The sequence below is a fragment of the Chitinophagales bacterium genome, from assembly GCA_017303835.1.
In the GTDB taxonomy this organism is placed as follows: Bacteria; Bacteroidota; Bacteroidia; order Chitinophagales; family Chitinophagaceae; genus JAFLBI01.
Genome location: JAFLBI010000001.1, coordinates 1687916 through 1703518, shown reverse-complemented (window position 1 = coordinate 1703518; position 15603 = coordinate 1687916). Strand labels below are relative to the sequence as shown.

At 43.7% G+C, this 15603-nt stretch carries 15 protein-coding genes; 6 read left to right on the top strand and 9 right to left on the bottom strand.

All coding sequences use genetic code 11. From position 1 onward, the window contains the following. Positions 1-20: 20 nt before the first annotated feature. Positions 21-800 carry an enoyl-CoA hydratase/isomerase family protein gene (locus J0L83_07835; GenBank protein ID MBN8664465.1) on the bottom strand — a complete coding sequence of 260 codons (780 nt, stop codon included), beginning with the start codon at positions 798-800 and terminating at the stop codon, positions 21-23. A gap of 49 nt (positions 801-849) precedes the next feature. Between J0L83_07835 and J0L83_07830 the strand changes: the two genes are divergently transcribed. Next, positions 850-1452, top strand: coding sequence for a trimeric intracellular cation channel family protein (locus J0L83_07830; protein MBN8664464.1), 603 nt, complete (start codon positions 850-852; stop codon positions 1450-1452). On the opposite strand, the gene J0L83_07825 is transcribed toward J0L83_07830, so the two are convergent. Beyond that, positions 1449-1865 (bottom strand): cobalamin B12-binding domain-containing protein, encoded by a 417-nt coding sequence (locus J0L83_07825; protein ID MBN8664463.1) that lies wholly within the window; start codon positions 1863-1865, stop codon positions 1449-1451. The two genes, J0L83_07830 and J0L83_07825, sit on opposite strands and share 4 nt — an antisense overlap. 87 nt (positions 1866-1952) lie before the next feature. On the opposite strand from J0L83_07825, the gene J0L83_07820 reads away from it, so the two are divergent. After that, a complete protein-coding gene (locus tag J0L83_07820; GenBank protein ID MBN8664462.1) occupies positions 1953-2948 on the top strand; it encodes an aldo/keto reductase in 996 nt (331 codons plus the stop codon). A 1-nt stretch (position 2949) separates the two neighbouring features. On the opposite strand, the gene J0L83_07815 is transcribed toward J0L83_07820, so the two are convergent. Next, entirely contained in the window at positions 2950-4458 is a 1509-nt protein-coding gene (locus J0L83_07815) for a glutamate--tRNA ligase (GenBank protein MBN8664461.1), read from the bottom strand. 39 nt (positions 4459-4497) lie between these two features. After that, positions 4498-5058 carry a crossover junction endodeoxyribonuclease RuvC gene (gene ruvC, locus J0L83_07810; protein ID MBN8664460.1) on the bottom strand — a complete coding sequence of 187 codons (561 nt, stop codon included), beginning with the start codon at positions 5056-5058 and terminating at the stop codon, positions 4498-4500. Positions 5059-5161: 103 nt separating this feature from the next. Here ruvC and J0L83_07805 point away from each other — a divergent pair, with 103 nt between their 5' ends. Together J0L83_07805 and J0L83_07800 are read left to right on the top strand one after the other, a co-directional pair. Then, positions 5162-6127, top strand: a complete 966-nt coding sequence (locus J0L83_07805) for a flippase-like domain-containing protein (protein ID MBN8664459.1) — start codon at positions 5162-5164, stop codon at positions 6125-6127. Position 6128: 1 nt separating this feature from the next. Continuing rightward, positions 6129-6920 (top strand): DUF3108 domain-containing protein, encoded by a 792-nt coding sequence (locus J0L83_07800; GenBank protein MBN8664458.1) that lies wholly within the window; start codon positions 6129-6131, stop codon positions 6918-6920. Here the strand turns inward: J0L83_07800 and J0L83_07795 are convergent, their stop codons facing one another. The 5 genes from J0L83_07795 to J0L83_07775 form a co-directional block, all read right to left on the bottom strand. After that, entirely contained in the window at positions 6921-7775 is an 855-nt protein-coding gene (locus tag J0L83_07795) for an MBL fold metallo-hydrolase (GenBank protein MBN8664457.1), read from the bottom strand. 10 nt (positions 7776-7785) lie between these two features. Beyond that, positions 7786-9102: an MFS transporter gene (locus tag J0L83_07790; GenBank protein ID MBN8664456.1), complete on the bottom strand. Its 1317-nt coding sequence runs from the start codon at positions 9100-9102 to the stop codon at positions 7786-7788. A 40-nt stretch (positions 9103-9142) separates the two neighbouring features. Further along, a complete protein-coding gene (locus tag J0L83_07785; GenBank protein ID MBN8664455.1) occupies positions 9143-9940 on the bottom strand; it encodes an undecaprenyl-diphosphate phosphatase in 798 nt (265 codons plus the stop codon). A 59-nt stretch (positions 9941-9999) separates the two neighbouring features. Continuing rightward, a complete protein-coding gene (locus J0L83_07780; protein ID MBN8664454.1) occupies positions 10000-10236 on the bottom strand; it encodes a DUF3098 domain-containing protein in 237 nt (78 codons plus the stop codon). A gap of 79 nt (positions 10237-10315) precedes the next feature. Then, positions 10316-11191: a hypothetical protein gene (locus J0L83_07775; GenBank protein MBN8664453.1), complete on the bottom strand. Its 876-nt coding sequence runs from the start codon at positions 11189-11191 to the stop codon at positions 10316-10318. Positions 11192-11458: 267 nt separating this feature from the next. Here J0L83_07775 and J0L83_07770 point away from each other — a divergent pair, with 267 nt between their 5' ends. Next, on the top strand, positions 11459-14230 hold the full coding sequence (locus J0L83_07770; protein ID MBN8664452.1) for a leucine--tRNA ligase: 2772 nt from the start codon (positions 11459-11461) through the stop codon (positions 14228-14230). A gap of 53 nt (positions 14231-14283) precedes the next feature. Beyond that, entirely contained in the window at positions 14284-15480 is a 1197-nt protein-coding gene (locus J0L83_07765) for a helix-turn-helix transcriptional regulator (GenBank protein ID MBN8664451.1), read from the top strand. The last annotated feature ends 123 nt before the right edge of the window (positions 15481-15603 follow it).

Below are 15603 nucleotides of genomic sequence, written 5' to 3'. Positions count from 1 at the left end.
GGTTCCCTTTTTTCATGCGTTTATTTTCCTGTAAAGACAGCTTTTCTTTTTTCCAGAAAAGCACTGGTGCCTTCTTTCATATCTTCTGTGCCAAAGCAAGTGCCGAAAGCGCTTACTTCAGTAGCATAACCATCTTTGGATTCGTCCCAAACAGCATTGGCAGCAGCAATACAACCGGCAACGGCTAAAGGTGCTTTGCTGTTGATGACTTGCAGAATGCCCACAGCTTTATTCAATAATTCTTCCTGAGGTACTACATAATTCACTAAGCCGTATTGTAAAGCAGTGTTGGCATCAATCATACCTGCACTCATCAGCAGTTCTAATGCGCGGCCCTTGCCAATCAATTGCACCAGACGCTGCGTACCACCGTAGCCGGGTATCAAGCCAAGATTTACTTCTGGCTGGCCGAATTTGGCATTCTCACTGGCGATACGGAAATGACAGCTCATGGCTAATTCGCATCCGCCACCCAGTGCAAAACCGTTCACACAGGCTACCACTGGTTTGGGACTGCGCTCTATTTTGAAGAAAATATCCTGTCCTTTTTTTGCAAGCGCTTGTCCCTGCTCGGTAGATAAGCCCACAAATTCACTAATATCGGCTCCTGCTACAAAACTTTTGGGGCCAGCACCAGTTAAAATCACCGATTGAATAGCTGCATTGCTGTAGACTTCATCCATCACCTGATCCAGTTCCTGCATCACTGTTTTATTGAGCGCATTTAGTTTATCGGGGCGGTTGATAGTAATGGTGAAAATTCCATTATCGAGGCTGGTTAATAAAGTTTCGTATGACATGGCAATGATTTTTCGCAGCGAAGATAGGTGAAGGTTTTATCTTCATACCATGCAATGGGTTCAAGCTGTCATCTATTTAGGAACGTTTGTCTTTGCCGTTACCGGGGCATTAAAAGCCCGTACCCACCAGATGGATATTTTTGGTGGCGCAGTATTGGCATTTGCCACGGCTTATGGTGGAGGTACCATTCGTGATCTGCTGATTGGCATCAGGCCCGTAAACTGGGTCAATGATTACCTGGCTTTGATGCTTGTACTAAGTGCGGTAATCATTACATTTTTATTCAAAAGTAATCTGCGCGAATTCAGGCGCTTCATATTTTATACAGATGCAGTTGGTATCGGACTGTTTACGGCAGGTGGTATTCAAATTAGTTTGCAGGCTGGTGTAAATGAAGTCTATGCCATCATTATGGGTGTGATCAGTGCCACATTCGGAGGATTGTTGGCAGATATTCTCAGCAATGAAGTACCCGCATTATTAAAGCGCGGCGAATTGTATGCCACAGCTTGTTTGATTGGGGCTTTCTGTTATATCGGACTCAGACATACCCCGATTGATGCAGGTATTAGTCTGCTAATATGCGTGTTGGTAGTTGTTACCATTCGCGTAGTATCAAAATGGAAGCGCTTGCGCTTACCGGATATTTAGAAACTTCTGTTTTCTTTTACCCAGTTATTGATATAATCGGCAATCTCGTGTGTATTGGTGCCGGGGTGGAATAGTTTGCCTACGCCCAATTCGTTCAATGCATGAATATCTTCATCAGGAATAATACCACCACCGGTGAGTAATACGTCGGTGAGGCCTTTTTCATTCATCAGTTGCTTAACCTTTGGAAAGACTGTCATGTGTGCGCCTGAAAGAATGCTAATGCCAATAGCATCCACATCTTCCTGCAATGCAGCATTCACCACCATTTCTGGTGTTTGTCTGAGACCGGTGTATATCACTTCCATGCCAGCATCACGCAATGCAGTGGCAATAACTTTAGCGCCTCTGTCGTGCCCATCCAGCCCAACTTTTGCAACCAACACACGTATTGGTCTTGCAGCATTTACCATACCAGATCTTTTAGATGGTAAAAATAATAACTTGTGCACTGTGAAGGTAGGTTTTGTGCGATTCTTTCCCCATGACAATCATCAGCTATGCAATACAGGCAGTTTGGACGTACAGATTTGCGGGTTTCTGAAATTGGTTTTGGTACTTGGGCTATTGGCGGCGCTGCCAATGTAGGCGGTATGCCTATTGGTTGGGGACCAACAGATGATGCAGAATCCATTCAAGCGATTCATACAGCATTGGATGCTGGTATCAATTTCTTTGATACGGCTGATTTTTACGGATTAGGCCATGCTGAAACCTTGCTGGGACAAACGCTTGGTAACAGAAAAGATGTGGTCATAGCCAGTAAAGTGGGCCAAAAAGTAGGTACTGATGGGAAAATCGCGATTGATTATTCCAAGGAACATGTGTTGAATGCTTGCGAGCTGAGTTTGAAAAGATTGAAGCGCGATTGTATCGATTTTCATCACCTGCATGTGGCACGCCTGGAGCACTTGCAGCATGGCGCATGTATAGAAGCGATGCAACAACTGCAAAAGGAGGGTAAGATTCGTTATTGGGGTATTTCATTACTCACATTCAATCCTTTTCCTGAAGCAGATTTCTTTTTTAGCAATCATTTGGGTGATGGGTTTCAACTTGTGTTTAATCTCATCAATCAAAAAGCCTTACCCATCATACAGCAAGCGGCCGCTGCCGGTTATGGTGTGATTGCCAGAATGCCATTACAGTTCGGCTTATTGAGTGGGAAGATTCTAAAAGGTGCGAGCTTTGATAAGGATGATCACCGCAGTTTCCGTTTAACAGATGATATCATTGAGGCTACACTGCAAGTATTGGATACCAAGGTTTGGCATCTATGTAAGAAATATGATACCAATCCTGCAGCGCTGGCATTGAGTTATATACTCAGTTATCCGGAAATCTCTACGGTAATTCCGGGTATTCGTGTGCCACATCATGTAGCATGGAATACCCAGCATCTGGTGCAATTGGACGATGCTGATAAAATCTATCTGCAATCGCTTTACGAGTCGGATTGGTTGCCCGTGCTGGATATGATGCAGCAAAGAGGTTAATCTATTGCAGCAGACTCAATGTGTGTTTGATGCGCGCAATGGTTGCGTCTTTGCCAATGAGTGCAGCAATATCAAATACACCCGGACCGAATTTGCCGCCAACCAACATGATGCGGAAGGGAAGCATAAGTTCGCCCGGTTTCAATTCGTTCACGGCAGCAATTTCTTTAAAGGCTTTTTCTAAATCAGCTACTTGCCAGAATTGTTCTGTTTCGTATGTGCGCATCAGTTCTGTGAAAAATAAAGTTTTCTTATCTTCCCATTTGGGTTTGATAGCAGCAATATCAATGATAGTTGGATGATTGAAGAAGTAACCAGCTTGTTGTGCAAAATCACTGAGCAACACACAACGATCTTTTACTAAGTTGATCACTTGCGTAGTGAAAGTTTCATCTGTAGCGCTATCACCCAAAACTTTTTTCACTTCAGGTAATAATGTTTTCGCATCTGTTTGTTTAATCCACTCCTGATTGAACCACTTTGCTTTTTCAAAATCAAATTTGGCGCCGCCTTTGTGCACACGGTCCATACTGAATGCTGCGATCAATTCTTCGATGGTGAAGATTTCCTTATCTGTACCATCATTCCAGCCCAGCATGGCTAGCAGGTTCACAAATGCTTGTGGTAAAAAACCTCTTTCACGGAAACCAACTGTGGTTTCATTGGTTTTGGGATCTGTCCAGTCCATAGCAAATACCGGAAAGCCCAGCCGATCTCCATCACGCTTACTCAGCTTACCATTGCCATCAGGTTTCAGGATCAATGGCAGGTGTGCCCATTGCGGCATTTGCTCCAGTCCGAACAAATATTTCCATAACAGAATATGTACTGGTGCACTTGGTAGCCATTCTTCACCACGGAAAGCATGAGATATCTGCATCAAGTGATCATCCACTACCACAGCAAGGTGATAGGTAGGCATGCCATCTGCTTTCAACAAAACTTTATCATCCACCTGCGTGGTATCGAAACTCACTTCACCGCGGATCATATCCGTAAACGTGATGGTTTCCTGCTCCGGCATTTTGATGCGCACTACATGTGGCTGACCTTCGCTGAGCAATTGTGCAACAGTAGCTTCATCCAGCGTTAAGGAGTTACGCATGGATTGTCTGCTCTGCTGATTGTATTGAAAATTGGGTATAGCAGCACGCTTGGCTTCCAATTCTTGTGGCGTATCGAATGCATAATAGGCTTGTCCGGCAGCCACCAGTTTGTCTGCATATTGCTTGTACAAAGATTTTCTTTCGCTCTGTCTGTAAGGGCCAAAGGGGCCGCCATGTTTTGGGCTCTCATCTGGTACCAAACCACACCATTCTAAGCATTGGAAAATATATTCTTCTGCACCGGGTACAAATCGGGTTTGGTCGGTATCCTCAATACGCAGAATAAAATCACCGCCATGTTTTTTGGCAAAGAGGTAATTGAACAGCACCGTTCTTACACCGCCCAAATGCAATCCACCCGTAGGTGAGGGGGCAAATCTTACTCGTACACGTTGATCAGTCATGGCGCAAAGATACAGGCTGTATAGCCTTCGGTAAAATCGTCAGGACTTTACCCTGCCGGGGTTCTTTTTGATGAAATCATCCCAGGATTTCACGGCTTTGCCGGAAGTGGTTACAGCGCGACTGGTTTGATAGTGATGGCATAGGGCTACCGCTAAAGCATCGGTAGCATCATAGTATTTAGGTTGCTCATCAATTTGCAGAATGCGTTGCAGCATCTTCCACACTTGATCCTTATCCGCATTGCCATTACCGGTAATGGATTGTTTCACTTTTTTGGGTGAGTATTCTGTAACCGATAATCCGGCCTGCATGGCAGCAGCAATGGCCACGCCCTGGGCCCGCCCCAGTTTCAGCATACTTTGTACGTTCTTACCGAAGAAAGGGGCTTCAATGGCAAATGAGTTGGGTCTGTAGAGCTTGATGAGTTCGCAAACCTTGGTATGGATTTTCTCTAGTCGCTGATAGATATCTTTCTCGCTGGTGAGTTTGAGTGTATCCATTAATAAGACAGTACAATCGTTACCCTGACGTTTGAGCAGGGCATAACCCATTAGCTGTGTTCCGGGGTCAATACCGAGTATGATATCTGCCTGTTTCAATGCCGTGAAATTAGGTTTTTCAAGCCTCACTTTTCTAAATGCACTTGATGACCGTTCTTTGTAGCCAAATCACAAGTACCTGAACAAACAACTGAAAATATTTTTGAACTGGTTTATTGGGCCGGTTTTATTTGTTTGGCTGGCTTTCTCTATCTATAAGCAGGTTAGCGAGCAACAGGATTTACAAACCTCCTGGCAGCATATTGTAGATACGGTGGTGCAAGGGCAATGGAAATGGCTTTTGCTGGTTTTCGCCCTCATGTTCGTGAATTGGGGTTTGGAAGCCAGAAAATGGCAATTACTGATGCAGGGTATTGAGTCAATTAGTTTCTGGCGCGCGTATCGCGCGATTTTCACTGGTCAGTCATTTGCTTTAAACACGGTAAATCGAGTTGGTGAGTATTTGGGCCGCATGGTCTATCTGCAGGAAGGTAATCGTTTAAGATCGATTGCTTTATCTGTGGCAGGTAGTTTTAGTCAGCTCATTGTTACCATGTTGATGGGTCTATTGTCTTTGGTGTACTTACGTGTATCAATTTTGGATGATACGCACCATTTGCAGGGTTTGAGTGTGTTCTGGTTGGATGGACTCATGTATGCATTGAGTACAGGTGTAATGGTTTGTCTCATATTGTATTACAAGCTTTCCCTGATTACCAAACTTGTAGAGAAAATTCCATTGGTGGCGAAGTACAGTTTTTTCATAGATAAGCTGGAAGACCTGCACTGGAAGGAATTAACAAGAATTTTAAGCATCTCGCTTAGCCGTTACATGGTCTTTATCGTTCAATACTTAATCATGCTGCATGTGTTTGAAGTAGATGTGCGTATGTTGGATGGGGCTGCGGTGATTGGGGTTATGTTTTTGGTATTGGCAATCGTACCAACGATTGCTTTGGCTGAACTGGGCTTACGTGGTAAGGTTAGTTTGCAGTTAATTGGGCTCTTAAGTGTAAATCAGGTAGGGATAATTGCAACAGCTGCAGGTATCTGGTTAATTAATCTGGTAATTCCTGCGCTGGCAGGTAGTATCTTTATACTGGGCATTCGATTATTTAAAAAGGTTTGATGTGAAGAAATTTCTTGTAGTACTAATCATACTTGCTACTGCCTGGACCTATCCCGCCGGTACTGAGCAATGTTTGATCAAAAACAGAGCTTTTCAGGATGGTGAGAATATCAGTTACACTGTCTATTATTCTGTGATCGGATTATTTGTTAACGCTGGTTCTGCAAGCTTTACAGTTGAACAAACCAGTTTCAATAATAAGCCGGCTTACCATGTAGTTGGATTGGGTTCATCTAATCCCAACTACGACTGGATTTTTAAAGTGCGCGATCGTTATGAAAGCTATATAGACACAGGTAGTCTTCAGCCCTATAAGTTTTATCGTAACGTAGATGAGGGTGGATACAAAATTGTCGAGACAATCAATTTTAACCAGCAGAACAATACAGCAACCACACCAAAGAGTACGTTGAAAATACCTGATTGTACGCAGGATGTATTGAGTTCTATCTATTACGCCAGAAATATCGACTTCTCTAAAACCAAGCCAGGAGATAAAATTCCATTTACAATGGTCTTGGATAATGAAGTGCATAATCTCTACATTAAATACGAGGGCAGAGAAGTTATCAAAACCAAATACGGCAGATTCAATGCCATCAAATTCAAACCCCTGTTGATCAAAGGAACCATTTTTGAAGGCGGCGAAAAGATGACCGTATGGGTTACAGATGATGCCAATAAAATACCCATTCGTATTGAAAGCCCAATTGTAGTAGGCAGTGTGAAAGTAGATATGATGGGCTACAAAGGACTGCGTTACCCAATGACTGCATTGATCAGCAAGCGCTGATTACAAAGCACTCAACGGGAAACATTCTTTCTGTCTTACTCCTTTCTCTGTTAACTGCAGACTGCAGCATTCATTCACAGCATCATGTTCAAAGAAGAAGACGAGGTCTTTTTCAGCAGCTTCTTGTAAGAAAGCTTTTTTCTCTACCATCGTTTGCAATGGTCTGGTATCATAGGCCATTACATAGGGTATAGGCAAGTGTGCAACAGAAGGCAATAAGTCTGCCATATACACAATGGTTCTGCCTTTGTAATCCATTTGTGGTAACATCATCGCATCTGTGTGGCCATGCATGAAGCGCACTTTCAGGTTGGGCGTAATGCCAGACGCCTGTGCATGTGTGCCATCTTCCACAGGAATGAATTGTAATTGTCCGCTTTCCTGAATGGGCAGAATATTTTCTTTTAAGAAGGATGCTTTCTCTCGGTCGTTGGGTTTTGTTGCCCAATGCCAGTGTCGCTCATTACTCCAGTAGCGGGCATTCTTGAATGCAGGTACCAGTTTATCGCCCTCGCGTTGGATGCTACCACCGCAATGATCGAAATGCAAATGTGTTAACCACACATCAGTAATATCATCTTTATGAAAGCCATGTTTGGCTAGCGAAGTTGCTAAAGTTGCATCGCCATGCAAATGGTAATGGCCAAAGAATTTGGCGTCTTGCTTATCGCCGATACCGTTATCAATTAATATCAGTCTGTTGCCATCTTGCACCAATAGGCAACGCATGGCCCAGGTGCAAAGATTATTTTCGTCTGATGGTACCAATTTGTTCCACATGGTTTTGGGTACCACACCAAACATCGCACCACCATCCAGTTTAAAAAAGCCGGTATCAATTGAGTAGAGTTGCATGACAAGCAGTTTAAGCAGTTCGGGCTTTTTGCTGTCTGTTAAGTGTTACGAGCAGACCAGCAAAGCCGAGTGCAAAGAAAACGATTAATGATAAGATAGAATGCTTCATATCCAGTATCTCATCTATGTAAGCAAAAGTGAACATGCCAATCACGATGGCTATCTTTTCTGTTACATCATAAAAGCTAAAGAAGGAAGCAGTGTCCTTTGTTTCTGGCATCAGCTTACTGTAAGTACTTCTGCTGAGCGATTGAATACCACCCATCACCAAACCTACTGCGCAGGCTAGTCCGTAAAAATGGTATTCTACATTGGCACCACTTTCTTTTACCCCGGCTACATACCATGCGCTGATGCAGACCAGAATCCAGAAAACAACCACACCGAGCAGTACTTGTATATTGCCCATTTTCTCAGAGAGTTTAGACATCAGGAAGGCACCGGCAATGGCTACTAGCTGAATCAGTACAACAGTAATAATCAGTTTGTCAGCAGGCAGGCCCAATACACGATCGCCAAAAATAGTGGCAGCCAGCATCACTGTTTGTACGCCCATGCTATAGAAAAAGAAACTACCCAGATAGCTACGCATCACCGGCATATGTTTGAGCTGATTCCAAACCTTGTTCAGTTCTTTAAAACCATCCGTGAAAATATTGTGCTGTACTCTTACGCTTGGTTGTGATGGAGGCAATCTTCTGAAGGTGATTTGTGCAAAACCAATCCACCATAAGCCCACCAATAAAAATGTGTAGAGCGGTCCGCTGGTATTATCGCCCTTACCAGAGAAATAGACCACTAGTGCAAAGCCCACCATTTGCATAATCACACTACCGATATAGCCCATAGCATAACCACGCGCACTGATGCGGTCGCGGTCTTGAGGTGCGGCAATTTCAGGCAAGTAAGAATTGTAAAAAACCAGACTGCCGATATAACCAATGGCTGCCAGCATAAAGCAACCCAAGCCAATCCACATATTGGGTTGTTCGCCTTTAAAGAAGAACAAACCGCTGCAGCCTAGGCCGCCCAAGTAGCAGAAGAACTGCATGAATCTTTTCTTATTACCTCTACTATCGGCAATAGAAGATAAGATGGGGAGCAGGATAGCAATAAGCAAATAAGCTACGGCTACTGTGTAATTATAGAGTGCAGAGTTTTTGAAGATGCGTCCGATAAATGGTACACTGTCTTCTCCATATGCAGCTTTGGTTACGCCAGCATAATAAACTGGAAAAAAAGTAGTGGTGATGACCAGGTTGTACACGCTGTTGGCCCAATCGTACATGGCCCAGCCGCGCAAGACTTTCTTAGGGGCAGTTTGCATAAGCTTGGTTTCGGTAGTGGTAAGATAGGCAATTTGCCCATTATGCCAGTATGCCGAACTGAATCAAAATCAGCAAAATGATACCCATAATGATGCGGTACCAGCCAAACAAACGGAATCCGTGTTTTTGTAAATAACCGATGAAGAATTTGATGGCCAGCATAGCAACAATAAATGCAACAATATTGCCTACCACCAAAGCGGTGATATTATCGCTGTTCTGCATTACTTCAGGTGTTTCTTTGAATGCCTTTAGCAGTTTATAACCGGTAGCCGCTGCCATGGTGGGGATGGCCAAGAAAAAAGAAAACTCTGCAGCCAAATTTCTGGTAAGTTTTTGCTGCATACCTCCAATGATGCTGGCAGCACTTCTGCTAACACCGGGAATCATGGCCACACATTGCCAGCAACCAATCAGGAATGCACGCGTGAAGCTGATTTCTTGCTCTTCTTGAATGGTATGCGTTTTAAAGAGTTGATCGATAAATAGCAATACAAAACCACCGGCCAGCATGGTAATGGCAACGGTGAGCGGGCTTTCCAGCAATGCATCAATTTTATCAGAGAACAAGGCGCCCAATGCCAGTGCGGGTATTACTGCGATGAGCAGTTTGAGATAGAAATTCCATCTATTGAGTGGGAAGAATCTTTTCCAATACAGTACTAAGACCGAAAGAATAGCACCCAATTGAATGGCTACTGTAAAGAGTTTGGTGAAATCGTCCTTGGGTACTTTGAGCAGACTTTCTGCAATGATCATGTGGCCGGTAGAAGAGATAGGCAGAAACTCAGTAATGCCTTCTACAATGGCGATGATAATGGCTTCGGTGATGGTCATGGTTACTTGCTTCAATAAAAAAGCGGTGAACAAGCACCGCTATCATTTAGTTAATCTTATCAGGCTGCATTGGGTTTCTTGAAGATGGCATAAATCTCCACCAGTAGTCCCAACACAATCAAAATAGGTGCAATGGTTACACGAGTAGTGCTATACACTTCTTTGTAATCAAACACTTTAGGATCAGCACTTTTGCCACCTGCCATCAGGAACATACCGAGTGCAATAATGGCTGCACCAATCAGCATCCAGGTATAGTTTTGTTTTCCAAACAGGGTCTGCTTGTTTTCGCTCATAATCTGCTTTTTAGCGCCTGCAATATAGGGGATTCAGCGAATTCCTTTTGTTAATTGGTTTGGCCAGAATGGGTCCTGATTAATATAGGTCGTCCAGCTTCATCTTCAGGTACTTGAGCACACTGCGGTGGGTACTGAAGAGAGAAATGCCCACACCTACCAGGATTAACCCGCCAAAGAGACTGATGGTAAGTGAGGTATCGCGGATGGCTTTGAGCTGCGGAAACTGGCTTTCTGCCCATTGAATCATGGTAAACAAGAGTGCAATAGCAATTAACGCACTCACTAGGCCGTTGATTACGGCTTTTAAGTCCATGGGTTTGGCAATAAACCATCGTGTAGCACCCACCATCTGCATTGTTTTGATGAGGAAGCGGTTGCTATACATAGCCAAGCGAATGGTATTATCGATGCTCACGATAACCAGTAAACAAAGGATAATGGCCACAACCAGGAAGATCAAGCCAATTTTGGATGCTCTTTCATTCAGGCTGCTCACCAGCATTTTGGGGTATTGTACATCGGTAATCTGATTACCATATGCACCCATGATGGTGCTGGATATCTTGTTCAGGCTGTCAGGATTTACATAATCAGCCTTGGCATAGAAATCAATGCTCTCGGGCAGTGGGTTTACGCTCAGGATCTTGGCCCAGTCTTCGCTGTTTTCCTTGTTCCAGATGGCTTTGGCTGTTTCCTTATCGATATACTGCACATTCTTGGCATAAGGCTGGGTGGCAATGAATTGCTGAATTTGACCGATGGTATCCTTATTCATCGTACGCAGATAGGCACTGATGCGGATGTCTTCTTTGAATGCATTACCCACCTGACGGATATTCAGGAAGAACCATCCCATAATACCCATAATCAGCAACACGAGTGCCACGCCTACAATGCTGTAGATATAATTGGGTTTGCCACGTTTCAGGGATGCTTTTCCTACTGTTGCCATTGGATCCTTTTTTGCAGTTCTTGAAGGCCGCAAATGTAGGGTTTTCAGGCCCTGAATCTGTACATTTGCAACCACTCTAACGACGAAACCTGCCCTGAAAGTATAGCAGCCGGATAATTTATCGGGTTAAAGATTTGTTAGTCTTGAAAGGGCATCAGCCAGTAGAAAAAATTAATCATTGCAGGGCCTTGTACAGGCGCTGCAGTGAGTGACACAACCGGTGCCGGGCTTTATACAATGGCCGGTAACCAAAAAAGATTGGAGAACATGGAATATCAGTTCAGAAGTATTGAAAAAAAATGGCAAAAGCATTGGCAGGAGAACCATGCGTATCGTGTATCGAATATCAGCGATAAACCGAAGTGTTATGTGTTGGATATGTTTCCTTACCCAAGTGGTGCGGGTTTGCATGTAGGCCATCCTTTGGGGTATATCGCTAGTGATATTTATAGTCGATTTAAAAGATTGAAGGGTTTTAATGTATTGCACCCGATGGGCTATGATGCATTTGGTTTGCCTGCAGAGCAGTATGCAATTGAGCATGGCGTGCATCCTGCAGTCTCTACCAAACAGAACATTGATAATTTTCGCAAGCAGTTAGACAATATTGGTTTTTGTTACGATTGGGATAGAGAAGTGCGTACGTGCGAGCCAAATTATTATAAATGGACGCAATGGATTTTTCTGCAACTCTTCAATAGTTTTTACAACAGAACCCTGCAAAAAGCACAACCCATCAGTGAGTTGATTGCTGCTTTTGAAATAGCAGGCAATGCAGCACATCCAATGCCCGACAGCAGTTTTCATACTGCATCATTCAATGCTGATGAATGGGCTGGTTTTGATGAAACCACCAAGCAGGCTATTCTGATGGAATATCGTTTGGCGTATTGTGGTGAGGGTGAAGTGAATTGGTGCGAAGCATTGGGTACGGTATTGGCCAATGATGAAGTGGTGAATGGTGTGAGTGAGCGTGGTGGTCATCCTGTGGTGAAGAAGAAACTGCGTCAGTGGTACCTGCGCATAACAGAATATGCAGATCGTTTGCAAAATGATTTGCAGAAACTGGAGTGGAGTGATGCGATGAAGGAAATGCAAACCAACTGGATTGGTAAGAGTTCCGGTGCGGAGATTGATTTCCAGATTCAAGTAAACGATGCAGTTGCTGATGAGAAATTGCGCGTCTACACCACTCGCCCTGATACCATTTTTGGTGTCGACTTTATGGTAGTTGCACCAGAGCATGAAGTGGTAGCGAAGATTACAACTGCTGAACAAAAAACTGCTGTTGAACAATACCTCGATTATGTGAACAGCAGAAGCGAGCGTGAGCGTATGGCAGAGAAAAAAATCACCGGTTGTTTTACCGGTGCTTATGCTATTAATCCGTTTAGCGGTCGTGCCATTCCTATTTGGATTTCTGAATATGTGTTGGCTGGTTATGGTACAGGTGCGATTATGGCTGTGCCTTGCGGCGATGAACGTGATCATAAGTTTGCGCAGCATTTTAATATTCCAATTACCAATATCATTGGTGATGCATACAATGGACAAGAAGCCAACCCAACCAAGGATGCTGTTTTGGAAAACAGTGATTTCCTGAATGGCATGGTGATGCGCAAAGCCATTGATGAAGTGATTGATAAACTGGAAGCGCTGGGTATTGGTACGCGAAAGACCAATTACAGAATGCGCGATGCTGCTTTCAGCAGACAGCGTTATTGGGGTGAACCCTTCCCAATTGTTTGGGTAGGCAATACTGCTTATGCTTTGCCTGAGTCTGAACTGCCTTTGTTATTACCTGAAGTAGAGAGTTATTCTCCCGGTCCGGAAGGACAGGGGCCTTTGGCGAATATTCCTGAGTGGACAGACCGACAATTAGAAACCAATACCATGCCCGGTTATGCAGGTAGTAGTTGGTATTTCCTGCGTTACATGGATCCGGGAAATGATGCTGCGTTTGCGAGCCGACAAGCCACTGATTATTGGAATCAGGTTGATGTATACATTGGTGGAACGGAACATGCAGTGGGACATTTGCTCTATTCGCGTATGTGGACCAAAGCGCTGTATGATTTGGGTCACCTGAGTTTTGATGAACCTTTCAAGAAGCTCGTGAATCAGGGAATGATTCAGGGGAGTAGTCGGTTTGTGTATAGAAAGCGTGGAACCAATGTGTTTGTTTCTGCTGGCTTGAAAGATCAATATGAAACAGATGCATTGCATGCCGATGTGAATTTTGTGGATGGCTATGAGTTGGACATTGAAGCTTTCAAAAAATGGCGCAATGGTGAGTATGCCAATGCGGAGTTTATTTTGGAAGATGGTAAATACCTCTGCGGTGCAGAAGTAGAGAAAATGTCCAAGTCCAAATTCAATACGGTGAATCCGGATATGTTGGTGGACAAATACGGCGCTGATACTTTCCGTATGTATGAAATGTTCCTTGGCCCAATTGAACAAAGTAAACCATGGGATACCAAGGGTATTGAAGGCGTACACCGTTTCCTGAAAAAGTTCTGGCGTTTGTTCTTTGACGAGCAGAAAGGTGCAGTTTGGAACAATGATGCACCAACAGATGCAGAGTATAAATCATTGCACAAAGCCATTAAGAAGATTGAAGAAGATACTGAGCGTTTTAGTTTCAATACTGCTGTGAGTGCTTTCATGATTTGTGTGAATGAACTCAGCGATTTGAAATGCAACAAGCGTGCGATACTGGAACCATTGTGTATTTTGATGACACCTTATGCGCCACATATTGCAGAAGAGCTTTGGCATGCATTGGGTAATGCGGGTTCAGTATTGGATGCTGCATTCCCGGTATTTGAACCGAAATATCTGGTGGAATCTTCCAAAGAGTATCCGGTAAGTATCAATGGTAAAGTGAGAACCAGTTTGTCATTTGCCCTGGATGCTGATCAGGCAACGGTTGAAGCAGGTGTGCTGGCCAATGATGTAGTGCAGAAATGGTTAGAGGGTAAGCCGCCGAAAAAGATCATTTATGTGAAAGGCAAAATGATTAATGTGGTGATCTGATGAACAAATAACCGAATCCTCCGTTTACCGGAGGATTTTTGTATTTTACTATCATGCCTTTTGAATTCAATTTCTATTCCTCGCTGCTGCTCATCTTTTTTGTGCATGGTTTTGTCTATGCTTTTTTATTCTTCAGAAAAGCTTGGCAGAACCAGTCGGCAAGCGATGGCTGGATAGGGCTATATCTAGTTTTGTGCATCTTGTATATCTGTCCGTGGATGCTGGGCTTTGCCGGTTGGTATGATGGCAGGTATTGTTTAGAATGCAGAAACTTTTTGTTCTACATGCCTACGCAGCATACTTTGTTGATGGGGCCTGTGGTGTATTTCTATGTACGTACCAGGCTGGAGCCAAAATTTGTATTCACGCGGAAATCATTCTTGCATCTGTTGCCCGGAATACTCTATGTGTTGTGGAGCATCATTGTGGCAGTAACAGACAGGGTGGTGCTGAAAACCTATTTTCTCATGGATGGCCAGAATGATCCGGATTTTCAAACTTGGTATCAGGCAGCAGGACTGATTAGTTTCATGGTATATCTCTTTATGAGTTTGCGTTTTTATAATCAATACCGACAATTCATTGTGCAGGAATTGTCCTTTGCTGATGCCATCAGTTTTCAGTGGGTACGTAATTTTCTATTAGCCTGTCTTGCATATTTTCTGATGACTATTGGGATGGAAATACTCAATATTTTCTACGACGGTTTAAATTATACCGGTTCATGGTGGTATTTCTTGCTTTTTGCTTTAACCTTTTATTATATCGCCATCAATGCCTACAGCAATTCGGTAGAAACCCGCAAAGTATTTGAATTGGATTTTTTGCGTTATCAGCCTCAGTTGATGGCACCGCTAGCACCGGTGGAGGATGCCACGCATGAGGTGGTGGAATCAACCGTGAAAGCATCGGATGAACTGAAGGAATGGCGTTCTAAAGTTGCTGCGCTTGTGGCAGATCAATACCTCTATCAGGATCCTGAATTGAGCTTGTCTCAATTAGCGCGAGAACTCAATACCAATCCCTCCTTTTTGTCCCGCATCATCAATCAGGGCTTTGGGATGAATTTCAATGATTATATCAACCAACAGCGAGTAGCAGAAGTGGTTGCCCGACTCGAGAAGGGTGATCAAGCACAATTTACCATCATGAGTATGGCTTATGATGCCGGCTTTAACTCCAAAGCCACTTTCAACCGAGCGTTCAGAAAGTTCACCGGTAAGAATCCCAGCGATTATATGCAAGGTTGATTATCAGCAGCTTAGATGATTTGCAACTTCCTTTACAAGATTTGAAACCAGACTCAATGGTTTCAAATCATCCTTTGAGGCGGCAGGCCGTTGTACCCGCAGCAATTTGCCGGTACAAAATCA

Excerpts from the sequence above, each read along its gene's own strand:
- J0L83_07795 (MBN8664457.1), bottom strand. The coding sequence starts at position 7,775 with ATGCAACTCTACTCAATTGATACCGGCTTTTTTAAACTGGATGGTGGT.
- J0L83_07785 (MBN8664455.1), bottom strand. The coding sequence starts at position 9,940 with ATGACCATCACCGAAGCCATTATCATCGCCATTGTAGAAGGCATTACT.
- J0L83_07830 (MBN8664464.1), top strand. The coding sequence starts at position 850 with ATGCAATGGGTTCAAGCTGTCATCTATTTAGGAACGTTTGTCTTTGCC.
- J0L83_07770 (MBN8664452.1), top strand. The coding sequence starts at position 11,459 with ATGGAATATCAGTTCAGAAGTATTGAAAAAAAATGGCAAAAGCATTGG.
- J0L83_07815 (MBN8664461.1), bottom strand. The coding sequence starts at position 4,458 with ATGACTGATCAACGTGTACGAGTAAGATTTGCCCCCTCACCTACGGGT.
- J0L83_07790 (MBN8664456.1), bottom strand. The coding sequence starts at position 9,102 with ATGCAAACTGCCCCTAAGAAAGTCTTGCGCGGCTGGGCCATGTACGAT.
- J0L83_07825 (MBN8664463.1), bottom strand. The coding sequence starts at position 1,865 with ATGGTAAATGCTGCAAGACCAATACGTGTGTTGGTTGCAAAAGTTGGG.
- J0L83_07835 (MBN8664465.1), bottom strand. The coding sequence starts at position 800 with ATGTCATACGAAACTTTATTAACCAGCCTCGATAATGGAATTTTCACC.
- J0L83_07780 (MBN8664454.1), bottom strand. The coding sequence starts at position 10,236 with ATGAGCGAAAACAAGCAGACCCTGTTTGGAAAACAAAACTATACCTGG.
- J0L83_07820 (MBN8664462.1), top strand. The coding sequence starts at position 1,953 with ATGCAATACAGGCAGTTTGGACGTACAGATTTGCGGGTTTCTGAAATT.
- J0L83_07765 (MBN8664451.1), top strand. The coding sequence starts at position 14,284 with ATGCCTTTTGAATTCAATTTCTATTCCTCGCTGCTGCTCATCTTTTTT.
- J0L83_07775 (MBN8664453.1), bottom strand. The coding sequence starts at position 11,191 with ATGGCAACAGTAGGAAAAGCATCCCTGAAACGTGGCAAACCCAATTAT.